Source organism: Streptomyces sp. NPDC086766 (assembly GCF_044746005.1).
Lineage (GTDB): Bacteria > Actinomycetota > Actinomycetes > Streptomycetales > Streptomycetaceae > Streptomyces.
The window spans coordinates 126994-149317 of record NZ_JBIVBI010000010.1; the positions used below are offsets into that span (position 1 = coordinate 126994).

15 protein-coding genes, 1 tRNA gene and 1 pseudogene are annotated in these 22324 nt (G+C 71.1%); 9 read left to right on the forward strand and 8 right to left on the reverse strand.

The window, feature by feature from the left end:
* Positions 1 to 179: 179 nt before the first annotated feature.
* The 3 genes from ACIPM1_RS19910 (at position 180) to ACIPM1_RS19920 (ending at position 5086) form a co-directional block, all read left to right on the forward strand.
* Positions 180 to 1340, forward strand: coding sequence for an alpha/beta hydrolase family protein (locus ACIPM1_RS19910; RefSeq protein ID WP_402436366.1), 1161 nt, complete (start codon positions 180 to 182; stop codon positions 1338 to 1340).
* A 232-nt stretch (positions 1341 to 1572) separates the two neighbouring features.
* The gene (locus tag ACIPM1_RS19915) at positions 1573 to 3357 is read left to right on the forward strand and encodes an L-lactate permease (RefSeq protein WP_402436369.1); all 1785 of its coding nucleotides are present in this window, start codon (positions 1573 to 1575) and stop codon (positions 3355 to 3357) included.
* Between the two features lie 223 nt (positions 3358 to 3580).
* Positions 3581 to 5086: a hypothetical protein gene (locus ACIPM1_RS19920; protein WP_402436372.1), complete on the forward strand. Its 1506-nt coding sequence runs from the start codon at positions 3581 to 3583 to the stop codon at positions 5084 to 5086.
* 64 nt (positions 5087 to 5150) lie between these two features.
* On the opposite strand, the gene ACIPM1_RS19925 is transcribed toward ACIPM1_RS19920, so the two are convergent.
* The gene (locus tag ACIPM1_RS19925; protein ID WP_402436375.1) at positions 5151 to 9887 is read right to left on the reverse strand and encodes a multicopper oxidase domain-containing protein; all 4737 of its coding nucleotides are present in this window, start codon (positions 9885 to 9887) and stop codon (positions 5151 to 5153) included.
* 443 nt (positions 9888 to 10330) lie between these two features.
* Here ACIPM1_RS19925 and ACIPM1_RS19930 point away from each other — a divergent pair, with 443 nt between their 5' ends.
* Both ACIPM1_RS19930 and ACIPM1_RS19935 read left to right on the forward strand, forming a co-directional pair.
* A complete protein-coding gene (locus ACIPM1_RS19930; RefSeq protein ID WP_402436378.1) occupies positions 10331 to 10996 on the forward strand; it encodes a response regulator transcription factor in 666 nt (221 codons plus the stop codon).
* Positions 10986 to 12017, forward strand: a complete 1032-nt coding sequence (locus tag ACIPM1_RS19935) for a sensor histidine kinase (protein WP_402436382.1) — start codon at positions 10986 to 10988, stop codon at positions 12015 to 12017. Before ACIPM1_RS19930 ends, ACIPM1_RS19935 begins: the two co-directional genes overlap by 11 nt.
* A gap of 281 nt (positions 12018 to 12298) precedes the next feature.
* On the opposite strand, the gene ACIPM1_RS19940 is transcribed toward ACIPM1_RS19935, so the two are convergent.
* The gene (locus tag ACIPM1_RS19940; protein WP_402436385.1) at positions 12299 to 12904 is read right to left on the reverse strand and encodes a class I SAM-dependent methyltransferase; all 606 of its coding nucleotides are present in this window, start codon (positions 12902 to 12904) and stop codon (positions 12299 to 12301) included.
* A 64-nt stretch (positions 12905 to 12968) separates the two neighbouring features.
* Positions 12969 to 13056: transfer RNA gene (locus tag ACIPM1_RS19945), tRNA-Leu, on the reverse strand.
* A gap of 582 nt (positions 13057 to 13638) precedes the next feature.
* Between ACIPM1_RS19945 and ACIPM1_RS19950 the strand changes: the two genes are divergently transcribed.
* Positions 13639 to 15045, forward strand: a complete 1407-nt coding sequence (locus tag ACIPM1_RS19950; RefSeq protein ID WP_402436388.1) for an OFA family MFS transporter — start codon at positions 13639 to 13641, stop codon at positions 15043 to 15045.
* Positions 15046 to 15148: 103 nt separating this feature from the next.
* Here the strand turns inward: ACIPM1_RS19950 and ACIPM1_RS19955 are convergent, their stop codons facing one another.
* The 4 genes from ACIPM1_RS19955 to ACIPM1_RS19970 all read right to left on the reverse strand — a co-directional run bounded on the left by ACIPM1_RS19955 (position 15149) and on the right by ACIPM1_RS19970 (position 18714).
* Positions 15149 to 15826, reverse strand: coding sequence for a GntR family transcriptional regulator (locus tag ACIPM1_RS19955; protein WP_402436391.1), 678 nt, complete (start codon positions 15824 to 15826; stop codon positions 15149 to 15151).
* Between the two features lie 292 nt (positions 15827 to 16118).
* Entirely contained in the window at positions 16119 to 17066 is a 948-nt protein-coding gene (locus tag ACIPM1_RS19960) for a beta-ketoacyl-ACP synthase III (RefSeq protein ID WP_402436394.1), read from the reverse strand.
* A 174-nt stretch (positions 17067 to 17240) separates the two neighbouring features.
* Entirely contained in the window at positions 17241 to 17414 is a 174-nt protein-coding gene (locus tag ACIPM1_RS19965; protein WP_402436397.1) for a hypothetical protein, read from the reverse strand.
* Positions 17383 to 18714: an OFA family MFS transporter gene (locus ACIPM1_RS19970; protein WP_402436400.1), complete on the reverse strand. Its 1332-nt coding sequence runs from the start codon at positions 18712 to 18714 to the stop codon at positions 17383 to 17385. The genes ACIPM1_RS19965 and ACIPM1_RS19970 overlap by 32 nt, the downstream gene beginning before the upstream one ends.
* Before the next feature lie 192 nt (positions 18715 to 18906).
* On the opposite strand from ACIPM1_RS19970, the pseudogene ACIPM1_RS19975 reads away from it, so the two are divergent.
* Both ACIPM1_RS19975 and fdhD read left to right on the forward strand, forming a co-directional pair.
* A pseudogene (locus ACIPM1_RS19975) lies at positions 18907 to 19110 on the forward strand (Fe-S-binding domain-containing protein); the annotation flags it as partial.
* 7 nt (positions 19111 to 19117) lie between these two features.
* A complete protein-coding gene (gene fdhD, locus ACIPM1_RS19980; RefSeq protein ID WP_402436403.1) occupies positions 19118 to 19966 on the forward strand; it encodes a formate dehydrogenase accessory sulfurtransferase FdhD in 849 nt (282 codons plus the stop codon).
* A 67-nt stretch (positions 19967 to 20033) separates the two neighbouring features.
* Here the strand turns inward: fdhD and ACIPM1_RS19985 are convergent, their stop codons facing one another.
* Entirely contained in the window at positions 20034 to 21050 is a 1017-nt protein-coding gene (locus ACIPM1_RS19985) for a bile acid:sodium symporter family protein (protein ID WP_402436675.1), read from the reverse strand.
* A gap of 166 nt (positions 21051 to 21216) precedes the next feature.
* Here ACIPM1_RS19985 and ACIPM1_RS19990 point away from each other — a divergent pair, with 166 nt between their 5' ends.
* Positions 21217 to 22080 carry a LysR substrate-binding domain-containing protein gene (locus tag ACIPM1_RS19990; protein ID WP_402436406.1) on the forward strand — a complete coding sequence of 288 codons (864 nt, stop codon included), beginning with the start codon at positions 21217 to 21219 and terminating at the stop codon, positions 22078 to 22080.
* Positions 22081 to 22324 lie beyond the last annotated feature (244 nt).

Genomic DNA, 22324 nt, shown 5'->3' on the forward strand with positions numbered 1-22324 from the left:
GCCTGCGTCGTGTCCCGGGGACGGGCGCGGAGACAGGGCCGCGCCGGTCAGGGCGGCCCCGGCTGCGTGCCGCGGCGGTCACGTGCGCGCTCGCCGCGGTGGCGGGCTGTGCCGTCTCCGGCGCAGCGAGCCGTGACGGGACCTCACACAATGCGGCGGACGGTCGTAAGCCACCGGCCGTGACGAGGGTGAACCACACCTACCAGGTACCCGATCCGCTGCCCGCCGCGGAGCCGGGCACGCTGATCGCGGCCACGGACCACGGCCCCGACGCAGGGCTGGAGGGCGCGCGGCGCTATACGGTGCTGTACCACTCCACCAACGCACGCGGCGCGAACATCGCGGTCAGCGGCACCGTACTGCTTCCGGCGGGGCCCCCTCCCCGGCGGGGCTGGCCGGTGGTGTCCTGGGCGCACGGAACCACCGGTGTGGCCGACGCCTGCGCCCCCTCCCAGTCGCCGAACCTGGGCCTGGACGTCTTCGCCCAGGAACTGCGCGCGCTCCTTCGCGCCGGGTACGCGGTCGCCGCCTCGGACTACCCCGGGCTGGGCACCCCGGGCCCGCACACCTATCTGGTCGGCGCGGACGAGGGCAACGCCGTGGCCGACATCGTCACCGCGGCCCACCAGCTCGCGCCCGTCCTGGCGCCGGTGTGGTTCGCGGTCGGGCACTCTCAAGGAGGGCAGGCCGCCCTGTTCGCCGCCCATGCCGGGCGCCGGACGACGGGCGCCCAGCGCCTCGGCGCGGTGGCCGCCCTCGCCCCCGCGAGCCACCTGGAGGCGATGCTCGCGGGAGTGAAGGCCTCCCACGTGCCCAGCGAGCTGTCCTTCGCCTTCTACTCGCTCGTCGGCCTCGCGGCCACCGAACCCGGTGGCCGTGCGGTGGATCTGCGTTCGCTCCTGGGGCCCTCGGCAGCCGCCACGGCCTCCCGGGTCATCGCCGACTGCGTGACGGACAGCGACCCCGCGCTCAAGGGGGTGAACACCGAGGAGATGCTGCCGCTGCAAGGGGACCAGTTGCGGCGGATGAGCACGCGGATGGGCGCCTACGGCGATCCGGACCGCGCCGCCGTCACCGTCCCCACGCTGGTCGCCCAGGGCGGCGCCGACGAGGACGTCCCGCCCGCCTGGACCGACGAAGTCGTGGCCCACCTGCGTCGTCCGGGCTCCCCCGCGCTGGTCTACCGCACCTACCCCGGTGCGGGCCACAACCAGGTCCTGGGCCGGTCCGTCTGCGACCTCCTGGCCTTCCTCCAGGCCCACGGCGGAGCCCGGCCCGGCACCTGCGTCCCGGCTGCCGGCGGAAGCGGCGTCGGCGTGGACGTCGGCGTCGGCGGCTGAGCCCTCCTCTTCCGAGCGGCGGCCCGCCGGCCGCCGCTCCGTCATGTGGGCACCGAGCGACGGGACTTCGCCTGCCACTCGAGCCACGTGTGACCCTTGACACAGCTCCGGCCCCTCTTCCACCATTCGGTTGGTGTCTACCGAGTGGTGGAATCCACTCCCCCGCCCACTCCTCGGAGCCCCGCAGGATGCCCCTCGCCCACACCGTGCAGGCGCCAGAAAAGGGTGCTACATGATTCTTGCCAACTACCAGCAGAACTACAGTCCGGTGGGCGATTCCCTCGGACTGTCGTCCATCGTCGCGATCCTGCCGCTGCTGGTCCTGTTCGTACTGCTCGGCGTGGTGCGGATGAAGGCGTGGCTCGCCTCACTGATCTCCCTCGCCGTCGCCGTGGTGCTCGCGGTGACCGTGTACTCCATGCCGCTCGGCGACGCGCTCAACAGCGGGCTGCTGGGCGCCGCGTTCGGCTTCTTCCCGATCATGTGGATCGTCATCAACGCGATCTGGATCTACAACCTCACCGTCGAGACCGGTCACTTCGACGTGCTGCGCCGGTCGTTCGCGTCCATCAGCGACGATCAGCGGGTGCAGGCGATCATCATCGCCTTCTCCTTCGGCGCCCTGCTGGAGGCGCTGGCGGGATTCGGCACGCCCGTCGCGATCAGTGCGGTCATGCTGATCGCCCTGGGCTTCAAGCCGCTCAAGGCGGCCACCGTCGCCCTGGTCGCCAACACCGCACCGGTGGCGTTCGGCGCGATCGCCGTGCCGATCACCACCCTGGCGGGCGTCACGGGCCTGCCCGTGGACGACCTCGGCGCGATGGTCGGCCGGCAGACACCCCTCCTGGCGCTGTTCGTGCCGCTGGCCCTGGTGTTCATCGTGGACGGCCGGAGGGGGCTGCGGCAGACCTGGCCGCCGGCGATGGTGTGCGGAGTGTCCTTCGCGGTCTTCCAGTACCTGTCCGCGAACTTCTGGTCCGTGCCGCTCGCCGACATCGTGGCCGCGCTCGCCTCCGCACTGGCGGTCCTGGCGTTCACCCGGGTGTGGCACGCCGAGGAGACGTACCAGGAGAGCGAGGAGGGCGGCGGCGCCGGCGGTACCGACGGCGGCTCGCGCCGGCCGCCGGCCTCCGGGGGCGAACCGGCGGCGGCCGGAGACGAGTTCGTGGACTCCCGGGTGCTGACCCGGGCCCGTGCCGACGCCGGCCGCGACACGCACGACTCGCCGCGGGAGGTCTTCAAGGCCTACACGCCCTACCTGGCCATCATCGTGGTGTTCGTGCTGGCCACCCGGGTACCGGCGATCACCGGGAAGCCGCCGGCCAAGGTCGGCGAGTCCGGTACCGGCCTGGAGTCGGTGACGCGCATCGTCAACTGGCCGGGGCTGCACATCTTCAAGGCGAACGGCGACCCGGTCGCCACCACCTTCAAGCTCAACTACCTCTCGGCGGCCGGAACTCTGCTGCTGATAGCCGGGCTGATCAGCATGGTGCTGCTCCAGGTGGGCCCGCGCCGCGCCCTGCGCGCCTACGGACGCACCCTGGACCAGCTGAAGTTCGCCGTGCTCACCGTCATGCTGGTGATAGGGCTCGGCTACATCATGAACGAGTCGGGTGAGACCACCACGCTGGGTCTGTGGGTGGCCGGGGCCGGCGGGGCCTTCGCCTTCCTCTCACCGATCCTCGGCTGGCTGGGTGTCGCCGTCACCGGCTCCGACACCTCCTCCAACTCCCTGTTCGGCGCCCTCCAGATCACCGCCGCCCACCAGGCGGGCCTGTCGCCCACCCTCATGGCCGCGGCCAACTCCTCCGGTGGCGTGCTCGGCAAGATGATCTCCCCGCAGAACCTCGCCATCGCCGCGGCCGCGGTCGGTTTCGAGGGCCGCGAGGGAATCCTCTTCCGCCGGGTCATCGTGTGGAGCGTGGTGTTCATGCTGTTCATGTGCGTGCTGGTCTACCTGCAGAGCACCCCGGCGCTCGACTGGATGGTCGTGGACACGCCGCCCGCCACTCCCTGACGGGACGTGTGATCCCGCGGCCGCAGGGTGAAGTGACGTCTCGGCCCGACTCGGCGCCCCCTGACCAGGGGCGCCATTTCTTTGATCGTTGTTGACAGGACGAACCTATCGGCCCGGCGACCGCGAGGGATAGCCTCGCCCCGTCCGCCGCCCCCTGTGCCACCACCCCCCACCTGAGGGGCCGGACACGCAAGTCCCCTTTCCATCTGAAGGAAGGACTCTGATGGCACACACCATCAGACGGTGGCTGCTCGCGGGGGTGGGCACACTCGGCCTCGCAGCGACGGGCACCGTACCCGCGACGAGCGCTGCCCACCAGGCAACCTATCCACTCGTCCGGCCAACCGTCGCCGACTACACGCAGTTGACGAACAGCCAGACCCCGCCGACCCAGTCCCAGTGCGCGTCGGTGGGACGGCGCTGCTTCACCCCCCAGGCCATCCAGGCCGCCTACAACGTGGGCCCGCTGCACTCGGCCGGAAACGACGGCCGCGGTCAGACGATCGCGATCGTCGACTCCTACGGCAGCGACACCATGGCCCACGACCTGCACGTCTTCGACAAGGCATTCGGCATCGCATCCATGTGCGGGGAAGAGGGCGTCGCCTGCGCGCCCGGCATGCCGACCTTCAGCGAGCTTCATCTGCAGGGCTCCCCCGCCACCAAGGCACCTCCGTCCACGAGCAACTCCCCCGGGCAGGAGGACAAGAGCGCGTGGGCGCTGGAGGTGGCTCTCGACGTCGAGACCGCCCACGCCATGGCACCCGGCGCCAATATCCTGCTGGTCAGCACGCCCACCGCCGAGACCCTCGGGGTACAGGGCTTCCCCCAGATGATGGCTGCCGAGCAGTACGTCGTCGAGCACCACCTCGCGACCGTCGTCTCCCAGTCGTTCGCCTCCGCGGAGGGCGCCTTCCACACCGCCCAGTCGCTCGAGAACCTGCGCTACGCGTACAAGGAAGCGGCACAGAACGGTGTCACCGTCCTCGGCTCGTCGGGTGACGACGGAAGCGCCGGCTCGGTCAAGACGCCGGTGGGCCAGGGCGGCTCGACGCTCTCCGACCCCGCCGTCGAGTGGCCCGCGTCCGACCCGCTGGTCACCGGAGTCGGCGGCACGTACCTGTGCACCGACCCGACTGCCACCAGCGGCAGGGTCGTCGACAGCGTCTCCCCGCCGGGGGTCTGCCAGAAGGCCCCCGGGCAGTCGGAGATCGGCTGGATCGGCTCGGGCGGCGGCTACAGCAGCGTCTTCGCCAAGCCGGACTACCAGTCGGGCGCGCTGCCGGCCGGCAGCACCTCCATCGGCGCGATGCGCGGCGTTCCGGACATCTCCCTGCAGGCGAGCCCGTCGACGGGAGCGCTGGTGTACCTGTCCCTCCCGCCCGACGGTCAGGGCGGGCTGAAGTGCGGCGGCGCGCCGTGCAGCACGGGCTGGTACGACATCGGCGGCACGTCGCTGGCATGTCCCGAGTGGGCGGGCCTGGTCGCCATCGCCGACCAGATCAACCACGGTGGACTCGGCCTGATCAACCCGGCTCTGTACAAGCTCGCCTCGGACCCGGCCACCTACGGGGCGGACTTCAACGACGTCACCGTGGGCAACAACACCGCCGAGACCTCGGTCCCGGGCTACCCGGCCACCTCAGGATGGGATCCCGTCACCGGGCTGGGCACGCCGAACGCGGCGAAGCTCCTGCCCGACCTCGTCACCGCCGTCCACGGCGGCTGACCTTCTGACGCACCAACCGGGCATCCCGCCGCCGGCAGGCGGCGGGATGCCCGGCGCAGGTCACTCAGAGCCGTGCGGGATCCTTCCCCTTCACCGCCCCGCGCAGCGCCACGGTCACCTGGAGCGGGTCCGAGACGGACTTCACCGTCATGCTCGGGAACTCGCTTCCGTATCCGACCGTGTTGAGCGCGGCGATCCGGTAGACGTACGACGTCTTCACGGAACCCGTCGGGTCGACGAAGGTGCGGCTCCCGTGGGTGTTCGGCTGGTTCAGCGGGGAGTCGACCGTGCCGACGTCGGCCCAGGTGGTGCCGTCCGTCGAGCGCTGGACGACGAAGGACGTCTCGTTGATCGAGTTGTCCTGCCACTGCAACTGGTTGCGGGACTTGGAGCCGTTGCCCACGACCGTGGACGTGAGCCCGCTCGCCTTCAACGGCGGCAGCGCCAGCGACTCGGGACGCATCATGTCCATCTCCTCGTGGCTGAGGATGTGACAGTGGATGACGTACTCCCAGCCGAAGTTCACCAGCTTGTTCGTGATGGCCGCCGTCGGGTTGCCCTGCGGATCGACGTTGTTGAACATCGACGTGTCACCGTCCGGCATCGCCGGGTTCAGCGGTCTGACGGAGTTCGGCACCTCGAAGGGTGTCGTCGGCACGACCGGCCGCAGCGCGACGATCGTGTCCTCCAGCGGGCTCATCCGCACCGTGTCCTTCCAGCCCAGCTCGTTGGCGTCCGGTTTGATGACGATGTTGTCCCAGGTCACCCGGTTGAGCAGCTGGACGTCGTACAGATGGAAGTGCAGCGGGTGCGTGTCCACCCCGTTGTGGGTGAACCGCCAGATCTGCGTCCCGTCCGCGGTGGATCCGATGGGCGTCACCTTCATGTCCCCCTTGGGGAGATCGGTGCCGTCGATCAGCTCGGTCTGCGGGTTGACGTACGGGTACAGCGTGACGTTCTGCGCGCCCGGTGTGGGTGGTTGCGCCTCGACGCCGAGCGTGGCCTGCATGCGGCCGAAGTCGTCGAACGTCGTCGCGTTCATCTCGTCGTGGATGGCCTTGGGTTGGAGGGGCATCGTCGACTTGGCGGCCGGTGACTTGAGTGTGTTGAAGCTGAACTTCGAGGTGTCGTTCACGCGGACCAGACCGTCGCAGGTGTTCACGGTCGTGCTGGTGACGTTGCAGTTGCTGCTGGCGGCGAAGTTCGTGCCGTAGGCCGAGTTGTAGGCCGCCTGCCCGACGATCACCGGGTTCTGGCCCGACTCGAAGACGCCGGAGCCGTCCGCGTGGTGCTTGAAGGCGGCCTGCAGCCTGGTCAGGTCGAACGCCGGGGCCGGGGCGGTGTCCGCGATGGTCACCTGCATGACGGTGCGGGTGTTGGGACCGTACCCCGGCATGACCTGGGGTGCGCCGACCGGGCTGAGGTCGGGGGCGCCCGTGTAGTAGTCGTACGACGCGACGCGCGCCGGATAGGCCGCGGGAGCGTCGTTGTAGAGGATGAGGGTCTTGCCGGCGAACTTCGAGAAGTCCACCAGGACGTCGGCCCGCTCGGCCGGCGCGAGGGCCAGCGAGTGCTTGTCCACGTTGCCGACGTCGAAGCGGGTCGGGTCGGTGATCCAGGTCGTCGGCTGCTGACCGTCGATGACGGCCGGCGCCGGCAGGAAGCCGCCCTCGTTGGCGATCTGGACCCAGTCCGGGCCCGCCGCGTCGTTGCCGGCGTCCACCGGCGTGGGCGACACGTTGGGGTCGGTCTGCGCGGCCTCCAGCTCGTTCGGCTTCAGCGCCACCTCGGTCGTCCCGTCGCCCTGCTTCGGGTCGGCGGTGTACCACTGGAAGTTGAAGAACCGGTCGTTGGCGGCGTTGAGCAGCCGCATCCGGTAGGTCTTCGGCTGCAGCGTCACCTTCGGATAGGCGACCCCGTTGACGATGGGCGTGTCGTTGAACTGCTCCATGCCCATCGAGATGTTCGGCGTGCCGGGGATCTGCTCCGGCTCGCAGTAGGGGGCGTCCTGGTACTGCCAGGTCGACTCGTCGTCGAGCTTGCACTTCGGGTCGTAGTACGGGTTCGCGATCGGCCCGTACTTGGTGTCGCCGGCCGGGGGCCAGAACCACGGGCCGTACATCCAGCGCCCGTACGAGCTCATGCCCGACGGGTCGCCCGGGTTCTGCGCAGGCATGTAGACGTGGTGGTACCAGAAACTGCCCTTGGTGCCCCAGCGTTGGGTGTTCCAGGTCGGGTCCTGGCCGTAGGACACCGTCTTGCCGTTCGCGTCCTTCCGGTCCTTGAGCTGCGCGTCGTCGGGTACGAAGGTGCGGTCCTGGACGAGCAGCGGGAGCGTCGAATCCGCGTCGGGGATGGTGCCGTTGTCGACCAGCGCCTTCTCGGTGTCGTCGGTGATGGTGTACCCCGCCGCCTCACCGGCGTACACGTTCAGCCGGGTGATGCCGTAGGAGTGGTCGTGGTAGAACATCAGCCGCGCGCTCTGCTGGTTGGTGTAGTAGAACGTCGAGCAGCCGTCGTCCTTCGCGGCGCAGAGCTCCGCCCCGCCGCCGTCCTTCATGTCCGGCGCGTTGCGCACGCTGACTCCCTGCGGCCAGGCCGTGTTCTCGCCGGCCGGGGTGATCCACTGGTGCGGGGTGCCGTCGCTGATCCACGGTGTGATGCCGCCGTGCAGGTGCAGCGTGGCCCGGTTGTCCTTGAAGCAGTTGGTCTTGTCGTTCGTGCACTCCGGGTTGCGCACCTCGTCGGTGACGGTGGCGTCGTTCTTCGGAGCGGGCATCGCCATCGGGCCCATGCCGGAGCCCATGCCGGTGCTGTCGACCGGCAGGAACAGGTCGCCTTCGGCGCCCTTCGGGAGCAGGTTGCGGAACACGACCCGCACCGGCCGGTCCTTGGTCGCGGCGATGATCGGGCCCATCCACTGCGGTGAGGTCACACCCGTGTAGGGCAGTTGCTGCCGGGTGCCGTCCATCAGCTCGTTGTACAGCGGCACCTTCCGTCCGGGCACGGCGTCCGTCGAGAGCTGGACGTAGCCCCGCACCAGGGTCGGCGGCAGGTCCGAGGAGAACCGGGTGCGGTACTGCACGAGACCGATGACGTATTCGTCGGCCGGCTTGCCGCTGGTGGTGACGGATTCGGGCACGGCCAGGGGGATGAACTTGTCCGACGGCTTCGCCGACGGATCCTTGAGCTGCGGGACGTCGGGGCACCCCGTGCCGTCCGCCTTGGGGTCGCAGGTCGTCGGGAGCTGGTCCTGGAACTTCTTCATCCCGACCGAGAGGTACCCGGCCCCCGGGTCGGTGACCTTGACGCCGGTGATCGCGCCGACGCTCGTCACGGCCTCCGCCGTGGCCCCGGATCCTCCCTTCGACGTCGGGTCCGTGACGGTGACGTCGGGTGTCCCGGTGTAGCCGGAGCCGATCGTGTCGACGGTGAGCGCCACCAGCTTCAGGGTGCTGGAGACGGTCGCCGGTGTCGCGCCGGGAATCGGGTCGGACGCCGTCCCGTTGCGGATCGTGACGCCGGGCGCGCCGCTGTAGCCGCTGCCGGGGTCGTCCACGGTCACCTTCGAGACGCTGCCGTCGGCGGCCAGGTCCGCCGCCTCGACATGCCCCTTGGCCACGGTGCCGTTCGGGTCGTCGGGCAGGTCGAAGTCCACCGTGGGCATGGTGTAGCCCGACCCGCCGTCCTTGACCGTCACCGCGTCCACCCCGCCGGACGCCGTCGCGGCGGCACCGCTGCCGCCCCCGCCGGTGATGCCGACCGAGAAGCCGCCGTAGCCGCTGCCCGCCGCGCCGACGGTGAGGGCGGTCACGCCGCCGGTCGACTGGACGGTGGCCGTGGCGGCCGCCGCCGTGGTGCCGCCGTCGACGGTGACGGACGTCCCGTCGGCGGTGTAGCCGTGGCCCGGCGCGGTGACCTCGATGCCGGCGATGCCGCCGGTCTGCGGGTCCACCGTGGCCGTCGCCTCGGCGCCGGTCCCTGCCGGGACCACCTGGGCCCCGAAGGAGTACGTCCGGTCCTGGGTCGGGTAGAGCGGGTAGTCCTTCGAACCGGCCGTCACCGTGCCGCCCTCCGCCGGGGGCACGTTGACCGGCGGAGTGACCGAACTGTCGACCCCGGCGGGGTACATGAAGGTGTCGGTGCCGGACGACACTCCGGTGTCGACCGGGACGCCCTCGCCGTAGAAGCCGATGACGTCACCGGCCCGGACGGTGACGTCGGGAACGTCGTACGTCGCGACCTCCCCGTCCGTGGAGCCCGGTTTGGGCACCGTCTTCAGACCGCTGTCGGCCACCACGGTGTACTGCTTCGGTGTGTCCGTCGGCCGCAGGACGTAGGCGTGGAAGAGGCCGCCCTCGGACGCCGTGGGGCTCCCGCCCGGTTTGGCCTGGTTCCAGGTCCGGAAGCTCTTGAGGGTCCCCTTGGGCAGCGGAGACCCGGCCAGGACGACGAAGACCGGCCCGAGTTCGCCCGGCGGCGTCGCGTAGTCGGTCGCGTAGGCCCGGTCGGCCAGCTTGTTCCCCACCGACACCGCGGTGGAGGTGATGGCCACCTTGGCCTTCGACAGGGTCAGCGGGCTGTTGGCCCAGTTCGGCCAGGGACCGAAGTAGTGCGGGACCTTCGTCTCGTCCGTCGCGCTGCTCGGCCCGGCGGAGGCGGCCGCCTGCGCCGCCCGCGCCTCCTGCGCCGGCGACGGCGGCAGACCCAGCAGCGCCGCTGCCGTCGCCCCGACGCCGATCAGCGCGACGATCCGCCGTCTTCGGCTTCCCCACGGTCTCAGTGATTTTCGCGTGAACACGCCTTCTCCCCTCCCTTGTCGACCCGTCCGCCGTCGCGTGCGGGTCCGGCCCCCCTTGGCCTGGCGGGCGGCAGCGGGAACGAGAGCACGAGTCGCCGCCGTCGGCCGGTGGCGTGATCCACAGGGGCCGCGCGAAAAGTGTCCGGCCGGCCTCCGAGTGGGAGGGCGAAGATGACGAGCCTCTCATCGAGTTGTCATGACAGCGCTGCGGCGGCCCGGACCGCGCCGGACGTCGGCACACCCGGCGGAATCACCTTACGTATAAGTGAAATAGCTCATCGTGACGATGATCCGGCTTCGGTAAGCACCCGAAACGGGGTGATCCCGGCACCTTTGCGAAATCGCCTGCGCAGCGCCGGGGCGCCGCCTACAAAGGTTGCGGGGACAACCGCAGATGACAGCTATGGGGACGCTGTCATCTCGCGCGGGGGGAGGGGGCCGTCATGGCTCGGGTGTTGGTCGTCGAGGACGAGGCGCGGCTGTGTGCGTATCTCACCCGCACACTCGGGGCGGAAGGTCACCTCGTCGACAGCGCGAGGTCCGGTCCGGACGCCGTCCGCCGCCTGCGGGTCAGCGAGTTCGACCTGGTCGTGCTGGACCTCATGCTGCCGGGGTTCGACGGATTCGAGGTGATGCAGCGCGCCTTCGACCAACGGCCCGACCAGCGGGTCCTCGTCCTGTCCGCCATGATGGACGTCGCGACGCGGGTCCGCTGCCTGCAGATCGGGGCCATCGACTTCCTCGGCAAGCCCTTCGCGACGGCGGAGTTGGTGGAGCGGGTCCGCACCAGGCTCCGTACGACGTCGACCACCGTGTCCCAGCGGTGGCTTCGGATCGGGGAGGTCGTCCTCGACCTCGAGCGGCAGATCCTCAGCCTCGGCGGGAGGGACGTACCCCTGTCGCACCGGGAGTTCATGCTGCTCGGCCATCTCATGCGGCGAGCGGGACAGGTGTGCAGCAGGCGTGAGCTCCTCGCGAGCGTCTGGGGCTACGCCGACGACCCCGGGAGCAACGTGGTCGACGTGACGGTCCGCCGGATCCGCGGCAAGGTGCCCCGGCCGGTCATCGAGACGGTGCGCAATGTCGGGTACGCGTTCAGTGCCGGCTGAGCGGCGGTGTCTCGTCTTCGTCGGCTGGGTGCTCTTCGCCGCGTGCAGCCAGCTGCTGCTGTTCGTGGTGCCCGCCCTCGAGGCCGTGGCCTTCCACCTGGTGTGGATCAGCATGTCCATCGTCTACGGCGTCCAGGGCTGGTCGCCCCGACGCACGGCCGTCGTGCTGGCCGTGGTCACCCTGGTCACGGGGACGGCGCTGAGCGAGTTCGTCGCGGAGGGCCGCGCCGGCTGGGACGAACTCGCCGAGGTGCCGCTGATGGCGCTGGTGTTCCTCGCCATGGTCTGGCACGTACGCCGGCGGGCCACCGCCCTCGCGGAGACCCGGAGCCTGGTCGAGCGGGAGCGTCGCGCCCAGGAGCTCAAGGAGCTGTTCGTCCGCACCTGTTCGCACGAGATGCGTACGCCGATCACGGTGGCCCGCTGCTACGCGGAGATGGTCCAGAACGAGCTGCCGAGCCCGCAGAGCAAGGAGGACCTCGACGTCGTGCTGGACGAGCTGGACAAGCTCGGCCGCCTCTCCGGGCGCCTCCTCGCACTGGCCGACGCCTACGAGTCCACCGAGTTCGACTGGGGCCCCGTCGACCTCGGCTCGCTCCTGCGGCGGACGGCCCAGCGGTGGCGGCCGGCGTCGGACCGGAACTGGCTCCTGGACGCGCCGTCCGTCCTGGTCGACGGCGACGAGTCCCGGCTCGAGGCGGCCCTCGACGCCCTGGTGGAGAACGCCGTGAAGTTCACCGCGGAGGGGGACGCCGTCGCCCTGCGCTGCCGGGCGACCCGCGACGGTGCCGTCGTCGAGGTGGAGGACGCCGGCATCGGTTTCGCCCGGTCGCGGGCCGACGACGGCAGCGGCCGGCCGCAGTCCTCGGGGCGCCCCGGCACCGGCCTCGGCCTGGCCATCGTGCGGGCCGTCGTCGAGCGTCACGGCGGAGTCCTCGCCGTCGTGTCCGAGGGGCCGGGCGGCTCGCTGCTCCGCATGGAACTGCCGCGGCGACCACCGGGGGCCGGGTCGAGGCCGTAGGCGCGGCCCGCGCTACTGATGGCGGTGCTGTTGCGCCGCATGGACGCGCTGCGGATGTTCGATCTGCCCCATGTCCGCCGTACGGGCTGCCGGCACCTGAAGAGGCGGTCCGGCTCTCCTTGGAACAGGCCACCCGTCCACCAGGGCCTGGCCGGCGTTCTCCCGCCGACCGACGGACCTGGTCTTTCCCGACGGTGCGTCAGCCGTAGGCTTTCCCCCCGCGGGTGCCCGAAGCGGGTCGATGACGCGCCACGGTCGGCCCGCGAATGTCGTGGAGATCCTCACCGGCGGTGGACGCTGACGGCATAGCCGCCGCCGTCGTACGGGTCGGCGTCCCAGGTGGCGAAGCGGTCGACGAGAGTGAGGCCGGCCGCGGTGCAGCACTCGTCGTACTCCGGCAGGGTGATGCCGGGCGGCACGGGCAGATGGGCTTCGTCCAGGCCGAAGCCGGCGACCATCAGACCGCCCGGGCGCAGGGCCGCGGTGAGGCGCTCGACCACCCTGGCCTCGGTGCCGGCGGCGAGCAGCGGGAAGATGTTGCCGGCGGCGACCACGAGATCGAAGTCCGCCGCGATGCCGAGGACGTCCGGCTCGAACCCGGTCAGGTCCGCCTGGTACCAGGGCAGGCCCGGCGCCTGCTCCCGCGCCACCGCCAGCATCGACGCGTCGAGGTCCACACCGACGCAGTCGTACCCGAGTTCCGCGAGCCGGATCATGACCCGCCCGGTACCGCACCCGGCGTCCAGTATCCGCGCTCCGGCAGGCACGAGCGCCGCGCAGAACCGCGCCTCGCCGTGCATGTCCTTGCCGCTCCGGGCGAGGGCCGCGAACCGTGCCGCGTAGTCCTGCCCGGACGTCCCCCCGGTCAACTCTTTCCAACGGCTCATGGGGCCAACCATAGACAAGGGCCTCGACGGTTAGGTCGAGGCCCTTGTCTCCGTATTTCAATGCTGGTGTCCGAGGGGGGACTTGAACCCCCACGCCCGATAAAGGGCACTAGCACCTCAAGCTAGCGCGTCTGCCATTCCGCCACCCGGACCAGGTGTGCGCCGCCCGGCCGGGGTGCTCCCCGCGGCGACGAGGACAACAATACCAAGATTTCGGCATGCCTTTCACCTGCGTATCCGTGCCATGGGGCGGGCGCGGGGGCGGTCGGACACACCCCCGCGGAGCCTCACCGCGGGTGTCGGGGCGTGCACGGTGAGACTCCGCAGGCAGCCCCGGACCCCCGGAAAAATGCCGCACGCCCCCTGGACACCGGCCACCGGATGCGGGATAAACAAGCCTCATACAGTATCCGTCGACTGTATGCAATGTGTCGAGAGGGCCGTGCAGGGAGGTGAGGGACCGCACGGGCCGCGTGTACCGGGTCGGCGAGAGCGCCGACCGCTTCGGCGAGAACCGCCGCGCGAGCGCGTACGGCCCGCTCGCCTCCTCCCCGACCCTCCCTCTGGCCGTCGCCGCACCGGCCGGCGCCCCAACCCCCACCGAGTGTTCGCCCCGGCGGGCCGCGTCTCGCTCGCCCGCGCCGTTCCGGCGCTGTTCCTCAAGGCTCCGGGCCGTCCCCGTGCCCGGCGCACCGTCCCCGATCCCCACCCACTCGGCGAGGAGATGGCCCGACATGACGGCTGATCCCATGGCAACACGGAACACGCCGGCCGATCCCGGCGCGGCGAGCCCCGCATACCGCGAAGTGACCGACTCCCGGGGGCGGGTCTACCGCGTCGGCGAGACGGACCGCGACATCCTGGGTCATTCACGCAAGTTCATGGTGTACCTGCCGTGGATAGCGATGATGGCCATCAGCGTCTCGGAGTACGCCTACGGTTCCGCGGAGGACACCCTGTCCAAGGCGCACGGGTGGACCCAGAGCAACACCTTCTGGATCCTCAGCGTCTGGGTGTTCTTCCAGGCGGGCGTCGCCTTCCCGGCCGGCTGGCTGCGCGAGCGGGGCATCCTCACCGCGCGCCGCGCCATGTACGCCGGCGCGGCCATGTGCCTGCTCGGCTTCCTGGCCCTGTCCCACCTCGACAACGTCCTGCTGGCCATCGTCGGCTTCGGCGTGGTGGGCGGTCTCGGCTCCGGGCTGATCTACGCCACTTCCATCAACATGGTCGGCAAGTGGTTCCCGGAGCGGCGCGGAGCCAAGACCGGCTTCGTCAACGGCGGCTTCGCCTACGGCTCGCTGCCGTTCATCTTCATCTTCAACTACGCCTTCGACACCGGGAACTACAACGAGGTGCTCGACCTGATCGGCGTGTACGTGCTGGTCGTGGTCGCGGTCTGCGCGTTCTTCTTCAAGGACCCGCCGAAGAACTGGTGGCCGGCCCACGTCGACCCGCTCGCGCACTCCGGCACCGGCAAGAGCGCCGCGAGCCTCGCCAAGAACCCGCCCGCCGTCCGGCAGTTCACACCCAAGGAGGCCATCAGGACGGGCATGCTGCCGCTGATGTGGGTCAGCATCGTCATGACCGCCGGTGTGTCGATCTTCGGGATCTCCTTCCAGGTCGACTTCGCCAAGCAGATCGGCTTCGGCCCGCTGGTCGCGGCCTCGTCGATGGGCGTGATGGCCGTCGTCAACGGCGTGGGCCGCGCCGTGGTGGGCTGGCTGTCGGACCTGTGGGGCCGCAAGACGACCCTGGTGTTCGTCATCGTGGTCCTGGGTCTGGCCCAGTTCGGTGTCATCTGGGCCGGCGACGTGAAGAGCGAGTGGCTGTTCCTGTTCTTCGCCTTCCTCTCCGGATTCGGCGGAGGAGCCTTCTACCCGATATTCGCCGCGCTGACCCCGGACTATTTCGGCGAGAACTACAACGCCACCAACTACGGGCTGGTGTACAGCGGCAAGCTGGTCAGCGGTCTGTTCGGCGGCGGCCTGGGATCCATGGTCGTCGCGGCGTGGGGCTACAACGGCGCGTACGCCCTGGCGGGCGGCGTGTCGATGGTGGCGGCGGCGCTCGCGCTGCTGCTGCGCCAGCCGGGGCGGACCGGGCAGGAGGCGGCGGCTCCGGCGCCGCCGACCGTGGGCTGAACGCCGTCCCGCGCGCGGGAGGCGGCCCTCCCCGGTGCGGGGAGGGCCGCCTCGTGCCGCACCGGGCGGCGGGCGTCGACCGGCTCGAGGACGCGGACGGAGCTCAGGCCTTCGGCCGCTCGTGGTACGACCGGCGGGTGTGCTCGGTGTGCTCGCGCATGAGCCGGGTGGCCAGTTGCTCGTCGTGCCCGGCGATCGCGGCGATCAGGTCGCGGTGCTCGATCCAGGACTGGTTTCCGCGCTGCCGGGCCACGGGCGTGTAGTACCAGCGCACCCGGCGGTCGACCTGCGCGGCGAGTTCGGCGAGGACGGCGTTGCCGGCCAGCTCCATGATCTTCGCGTGGAAGCGGGCGTTCAGGGCCACGGCGGTGTCCACGTCGTCGGAGGCGACGGCCGCCATGCCCTGGGCCAGCAGCTCCTCCAGCGCCTCGATCCCGGCGCCGTCCGCGTGCGCGGCGGCGAGCCGGGCGGCCTCCGCCTCCAGCAGCGTGCGCACGGTCAGCAGCTGGTCGGCCTCTTCCTCCGTCGGCTCGTGCACGAACGCGCCCTGCGCGGGGCGCAGATCGACCCACCCCTCGGTGTTCAGACGCTGAAGCGCCTCGCGTACCGGCTGCCGGGAGACGCCGAGGTGCCCGGCGAGTTCGCTCTCGACGAGGTGCTGGCCGGGCTGGAGGGCGCGGGTGGTGATGAGTTCGAGCAGTGCCTCGTAGACGCGGTCGCGCAGCGGTCCGGGCCGTTCGAGCTTGGGCACCGCTCCCTGCGGCAGTCCGGTCGACAACATCGCGGTCCCCCTTCTCGGCCGGGCCGCGGACAGCAGGCGGGAAGCCAGGTCACGGGTAGCCCGTATCGATTGTCTTTCGTCTACAGTCTACGGCGCGCCGGGGCCGAGGGAAGCGAATGTCGGCCGTATCACGCCGACATGTGACAGCCTTCCCGGCCCTCCTGTCGGCGGCTCAAGGGGCGCGCGGGTGTGCCGCCGCCTCACTTCACGGGCGGCGCACGGCCCGCCGTCGACCGAAAGGCAGCGCACGACCTGCCGCCGGCTGAGACACAGCGCACGACCTGCCGCCGCCTCACGGGCAGCGCACGACCTGCCCCGCGTACGACAGGTTGCCGCCGAAGCCGAACAGCAGCACCGGGTCGCCCGTGGACAGGGCGCCCCGCTCGATGAGCTTGGAGAAGGCCAGCGGGATGCTGGCGGCGGAGGTGTTGCCGGACTCGGAGACGTCCCGGGCGACCACGGCGTTCACGGCGCCGAGCTTCTCGGCCAGCGGCTCGATGATCCGCAGGTTGGCCTGGTGCAGCACGACGGCGGCGAGGTCCGCGGGCGCGAGGCCGGCCCGTTCGCAGGCCCGCCGGGCCAGCGGCGGCAGCTGGGTGGTGGCCCAGCGGTAGACGCTCTGCCCCTCCTGCGCGAACCGCGGCGGTGTGCCCTCGATCCGTACCGCGTGCCCCATCTCCGGCACCGAGCCCCACAGCACCGGTCCGATGCCGGGCTCCTCCCCCGGCGCGCAGGCCTCCACCACGGCGGCCCCCGCCCCGTCGCCGACGAGCACGCAGGTGGTCCGGTCGGTCCAGTCGGTCACCTCGGACATCTTGTCGGCGCCGACGACCAGGGCCCGGGTCGCGGCCCCGGCGCGCACGGTGTGGTCCGCGGTGGCCAGGGCGTGGGTGAAACCGGCGCAGACGACGTTGACGTCCATCGCGGCCGGCCGGGGCACGCCGAGCCGGGCCGCGACGCGGGCGGCGGTGTTCGGGGAGCGGTCGACGGCGGTGGAGGTGGCGACCAGCACCAGGTCGATGTCGCCGGGGGTGAGGCCCGCCGCCGCGAGTGCCTTGGCGGCGGCGTGCGCGGCCAGTTCGTCGACCGGCTCGTCCGGGCCGGCGATGTGGCGCGTCCGGATGCCCACCCGGGACGTGATCCATGCGTCGCTGGTGTCGACGAGGCCCGCCAGGTCCTCGTTGGTGAGCACTCTGGCGGGCTGGTAATGGCCGACGGCGGCGATGCGCGAGCCGTTCATTGGGTGGTCCCCCTCGATGCCGTGGGTAGCGGGATCCACCAGTCTGATCAGTGACTCGCGGGTAGGGCGGCAGGTGATGCCACAGGAATCGGGCGCCCGGCTTGTCGGCTTCCGTCAGGCCCTCGGACGTCCGAGCAGACCCTCGGACGCGGGGCACACACCTGCGGCGACCGCTCAGCCCGTGAACAACTGCGTCGCCTTCTGCACGAGCTCGTACAGACCGTACGCGAGGGGCGCGCCCACCCACAGCCAGGCGACGGCGATCAGGGCCGTGGGCGTGCCCGCCCCGGGACCCGCTGCCCCGGGGGCGGCGGGGTCAGGCGGACTCGGTCTGCTGTCGTGCGACATCGGCGTCCTTCCTGGGCGCGGGGACGTGGTGGCGGGGGTGGACGGGCCGGATGAACTCGTTGGCGGCGAAGCCGACGACGAGCAGCCCGATCATGATGGCGAAGGACAGGCCGTAGAGGGAGGAGCCGTGCCGGCCGGCGGCCTCCTGGCGGTCGGCGATCCAGTTGACGATCAGCGGGCCGAGCACGCCGGCCGTGGACCAGGCGGTGAGCAGCCGGCCGTGGATCGCGCCGACCTGGTAGGTGCCGAAGAGGTCCTTCAGATAGGCGGGGACGGTGGCGAAGCCGCCGCCGTAGAAGGAGAGGATCACCAGCGCGCACAGCACGAACAGCGGCTTGGAGCCGTCTCCGAACAGCGCGATCAGCAGGTACATCAGGGCGCCGACGCCCAAGTAGACGCGGTAGACGTTCTTGCGTCCGATCAGGTCGGAGGTGGAGGACCAGCCGATGCGGCCCGCCATGTTCGCCGCCGAGAGCAGGGCGACGAATCCGGCCGCCGCGGAGGCCGACACGGGGGTGGTGGAGCCGGCGAAGAAGTCCGTGATCATCGGGGCGGCCTTCTCCAGGATGCCGATGCCGGCGGTCACGTTGGTGCAGAGCACCAGCCACAGGCACCAGAACTGCGGGGTGCGCACGGCGCTGCGGGCCGAGACCTGCGCGCCGGAGACGGTGCTCGGGGCCCCGGCGACGGGCTTCTCGGTGCGCGGGACCCGCACCAGGAGCACGCCGAGCGACATGAAGACCGCGTACGAGAGCCCGTGGACGACGAACGCCAGCGCGATTCCGGTGCGGCCGGCGCCGAACGACTCCAGCATCTGCGCCGACCAGGGCGAGGCGATGAGCGCGCCGCCGCCGAACCCCATGATCGCGATGCCGGCGGCCATGCCGGGCCGGTCCGGGAACCACTTGATCAGGGTGGAGACGGGCGAGATGTAGCCGATGCCGAGGCCGATCCCGCCGACGACGCCGTAGCCGAGGACGATCAGCCAGAACTGGCCGGTCCACGCGCCCAGCGCGGAGATCAGGAAGCCCGAGGAGAAGCAGAGGAGGGCCACGGTCATGGCCCAGCGCGGTCCCCGCCGCTCGACGAGCGTGCCGCCGAACGCCGCCGACAGGCCGAGCATGACGATGGCGCACTGGAAGGGCAGCGCGCTCTCGGTGCCGTCCAGGTGCAGGGCGGATTCGAGAGGTGGCTTGAAGACGCTCCAGGCGTAGGCCTGGCCGATGGCGAGATGGACGGAGAGGGCAGCGGGCGGAACGAGCCAGCGGCTCCATCCCGGGCGTGCGACCGGTGGGCTCATGATCCGCACGGTAGGGAAGGACGCCGGGGGGCCGGAAGAAGCCGGGTCGACCGTATGCGGTGAACGGTATGCATGACGCGATGAACGGTCGGCGCCGCCCCCTTGTAGGGCGCAACTACATACTGTAGACAATATTTGGCGCCACCATTTCCACAGTCATCCCTGGAGCCCGTCGTTCATGTCGGAGTCCACATGCGCGCGGCGGGTACCTGGGACCAGTCGGCGCAGACCGGGAACACCACGGTCTGCGCGTACCGCGGAGTGGGCCGCAACCCGGCTCCGCAAGTACAGGACAATGAGATCGTCAAAGTCACCTCGCCGCACGACGACCCGGTGACCCAGGGCGACCTTCGCATAGGGCGTTTCGGCTACCAGCACGCACAGAACCGGGGCTGATCAGGACATGGGACGAGTCACGGAACGACGCAAGGTGATCCGCATCCGGGACGGAGCCGTCTCGTCCCGTCCGGACACCCTGGTGGCGGAGGAGCCGCTGGAGATCCGGCTGAACGGCAAACCGCTCGCCATCACCATGCGCACGCCCGGTGACGACTTCGCGCTGGCCGCCGGCTTCCTGGTGAGCGAGGGCGTCCTGGCGTCCGCGTCGGACCTGCTGAACATCGTCTACTGCGCCGGGGCGACAGCCGACGGCACGAACACGTACAACGTCGTCGACGTGAAGACCGCCCCGGACGTCGCCCTGCCGGACATCACCCTGGAACGGAACGTCTACACGACGTCCTCCTGCGGCCTGTGCGGCAAGGCGAGCCTGGACGCGGTCCGTACGACGGCGCGCTGGCCGATCGCCGACACGCCCCCGGTCCGGATCGAGCCCGAACTCCTCGCGAGCCTCCCCGACCGGCTGCGCGCGGCCCAGCGGGTCTTCGACCGGACCGGGGGCCTGCACGCGGCCGCCCTGTTCGCCGAGGACGGCGAGCTGGTGGACGTGCGGGAGGACGTGGGCCGGCACAACGCGGTCGACAAACTGGTCGGCCGCGCCCTGCAGAACGGCGACCTGCCCCTGTCCCGATCGATCCTGCTCGTCTCCGGCCGGGCCTCCTTCGAGCTGGCGCAGAAGGCGGTGATGGCGGGCATACCGGTGCTGGCGGCGGTGTCGGCGCCCTCCTCACTGGCGGTGGACCTGGCGGCGGAGACGGGGCTGACGCTGGTGGGCTTCCTGCGGGGCAGCTCCATGAACGTGTACGCGGGCGAGGACCGCGTGGCCCTGCGGACCGCGGCCGTCCAGGGCTGACCGGCTTCCCCAAGGCGCGGCGGCGGGGCCCCGACCGACCGGGCCCGGCGACCCGCGAGGGCCGGCCTCAGCGCGGACGGGTCGCGGTGACGGCCGGGGTGAGTGGGGCCGTGGGCGGTGGCGGCGGGGTGGTCTCCCGGTCCCGGGCCTCGTGCGCCCGGCGCCTGGCGATCACCGCGCACACCATGAGCTGCATCTGGTGGAAGAGCATCAGCGGCAGCACGGCGAGCGAGGCGTGCGCGCCGAACAGGACGCTCGCCATGGGCAGCCCGGAGGCGAGGGACTTCTTCGAACCGGCGAACTGGATCGCGATCCGGTCCTCCCGGCCGAACCGCAGCGCCTTGGCGCCGTACCAGGTCAGGCCCAGCATCACCCCGAGCAGCACGGCCTCCACGACGAGCAGCGCGCCCAGCCGGACCGGGTCGGCCTGGTGCCAGATGCCACGGACCATGCCCTCGCTGAAGGCGGCGTAGACGACCAGCAGGATCGAGCCGCGGTCCACCAGGCCGAGGACCTTCCGGTGCCGGGCCACGAAGCCGCCGATCCACGGGCGCAGGGCCTGCCCGGCGAGGAACGGCACCAGCAGCTGGAACACGATCGTGACCAGGGAGTGCGCGGAGAAGCCGCCGCCGCTGCCGCCGAGCAGCATGGCCGCGAGCAGCGGGGTGAGGACGATGCCGGCCAGGGAGGAGAAGGAGCCGGCGCAGATCGCGGCGGGCACGTTGCCGCGGGCGATGGAGGTGAAGGCGATCGACGACTGGATGGTCGAGGGGACGAGGGTGAGGAAGAGCAGGCCCTGGTAGAGCGGCTGGGTCAGCAGCACCGGGACGAGGCCGCGGGCCGCGAGGCCGAGCAGCGGGAAGATCACGAAGGTGCAGACCAGGACCGTGCCGTGCAGCCGCCAGTGCCGCAGCCCCTCGAGCGCCTCGCGGGTGGACAGCCGGGCGCCGTAGAGGAAGAACAGGAAGGCGATCGCGGCGGTGGAGGCGCCGGAGGCCACGTCGGCGGCGGTGCCGCGGGCCGGGAACAGCGCGGCCAGACCCACCGTCCCGAGCAGCAGCAGGATGTACGGGTCGATCGGCATCCAACTCGGCGCGCGCAGGCGTTTCACGGTGCTCCACTTGCTCGTCGTGCTCATTCTCGTCAGTGCGGGACCGACGGGTCCCCTCTCCATCGTCCTCCTCACCCTAGTGATCGGGAATCCGTCATACCGCTCTGACTGTCATCACGTATCGCGATAACCTGTCGGCGTGTACGAGCCCGCCCATCTGCGCACCTTTCTCGCGGTGGCGCAGACCCTCAGCTTCACCCAGGCCGGGCGGCGGCTGGGGTTGCGCCAGTCGACCGTCAGCCAGCACGTGCGCCGCCTGGAGGACGCCACCGGGCGGCTGCTGTTCGCGCGGGACACCCACTCGGTGGAGCTGACCGAGGACGGCGAGGCGATGCTCGGCTTCGCGCGCCGGATCCTCCAGGCGCACGAGCAGGCGGCGGCCTTCTTCACGGGCACCCGGGTGCGCGGGCGGCTGCGGTTCGGCGCCTCGGAGGACTTCGTGCTGACCCGGCTGCCGGAGATCCTGGAGGGCTTCCGCTACGAGCACCCGGAGGTCGATCTGGAGCTCACGGTGGAGCTGTCGGGCACGCTGCACGAGCGGCTCGCCGCCGGACGGCTCGACCTGGTGCTGGCCAAGCGCCGCCCGGAGGACCCGCGCGGCGAGCTCGTCTGGCACGACCAACTGGTGTGGATCGGCGCGGAGCGGCTCCGGCTCGACCCCGACCGGCCCGTGCCGCTGATCGTCTATCCGCCGCCGGGCATCTCCCGGGCGCTCGCCTTCGAGGCCCTGGAGCGGCAGGGGCGGCCGTGGCGCGTCGCGTGCACCAGCGGCAGCCTCAACGGGCTCATCGCCGCCGCGCGGGCGGGCCTCGGCGTGATGGCCCACGCGCGCGGGCTGGTGCCACCGGGGCTGGTGCGGGTGCCCGAGCGGGCGGGACTGCCGGAGCTGGGGCAGGTCGACTTCGTCCTGGTGCACGGCCGGCGCCGCCCCTCCGCCCAGCACGCCGCCGACGCGCTGGCGACCGCGATCCTGGCGGGCGGGGACCGGCTGCACCGGCGATAGCGGAGTGACGGTATCCCGCCCGGCGACGCTGTCAGAGGTGACAACCGCACGTCGCGGGGGTGTCCCCGGCCGCGCGGGCCCGTTCCGGACAGAGCGCCCGGCACCCCCCGGGGACGGTAATCGGGTAGTACAGATTCGGTGGAGATCGGTGGAGATCACGGCACCGAAACCTACTGATCCGTAAGGATTTTCGTCCGGCCTCTCCCCATGTGAGGGGTTTTTCCGACGCCGTCCCGCTCCCGCC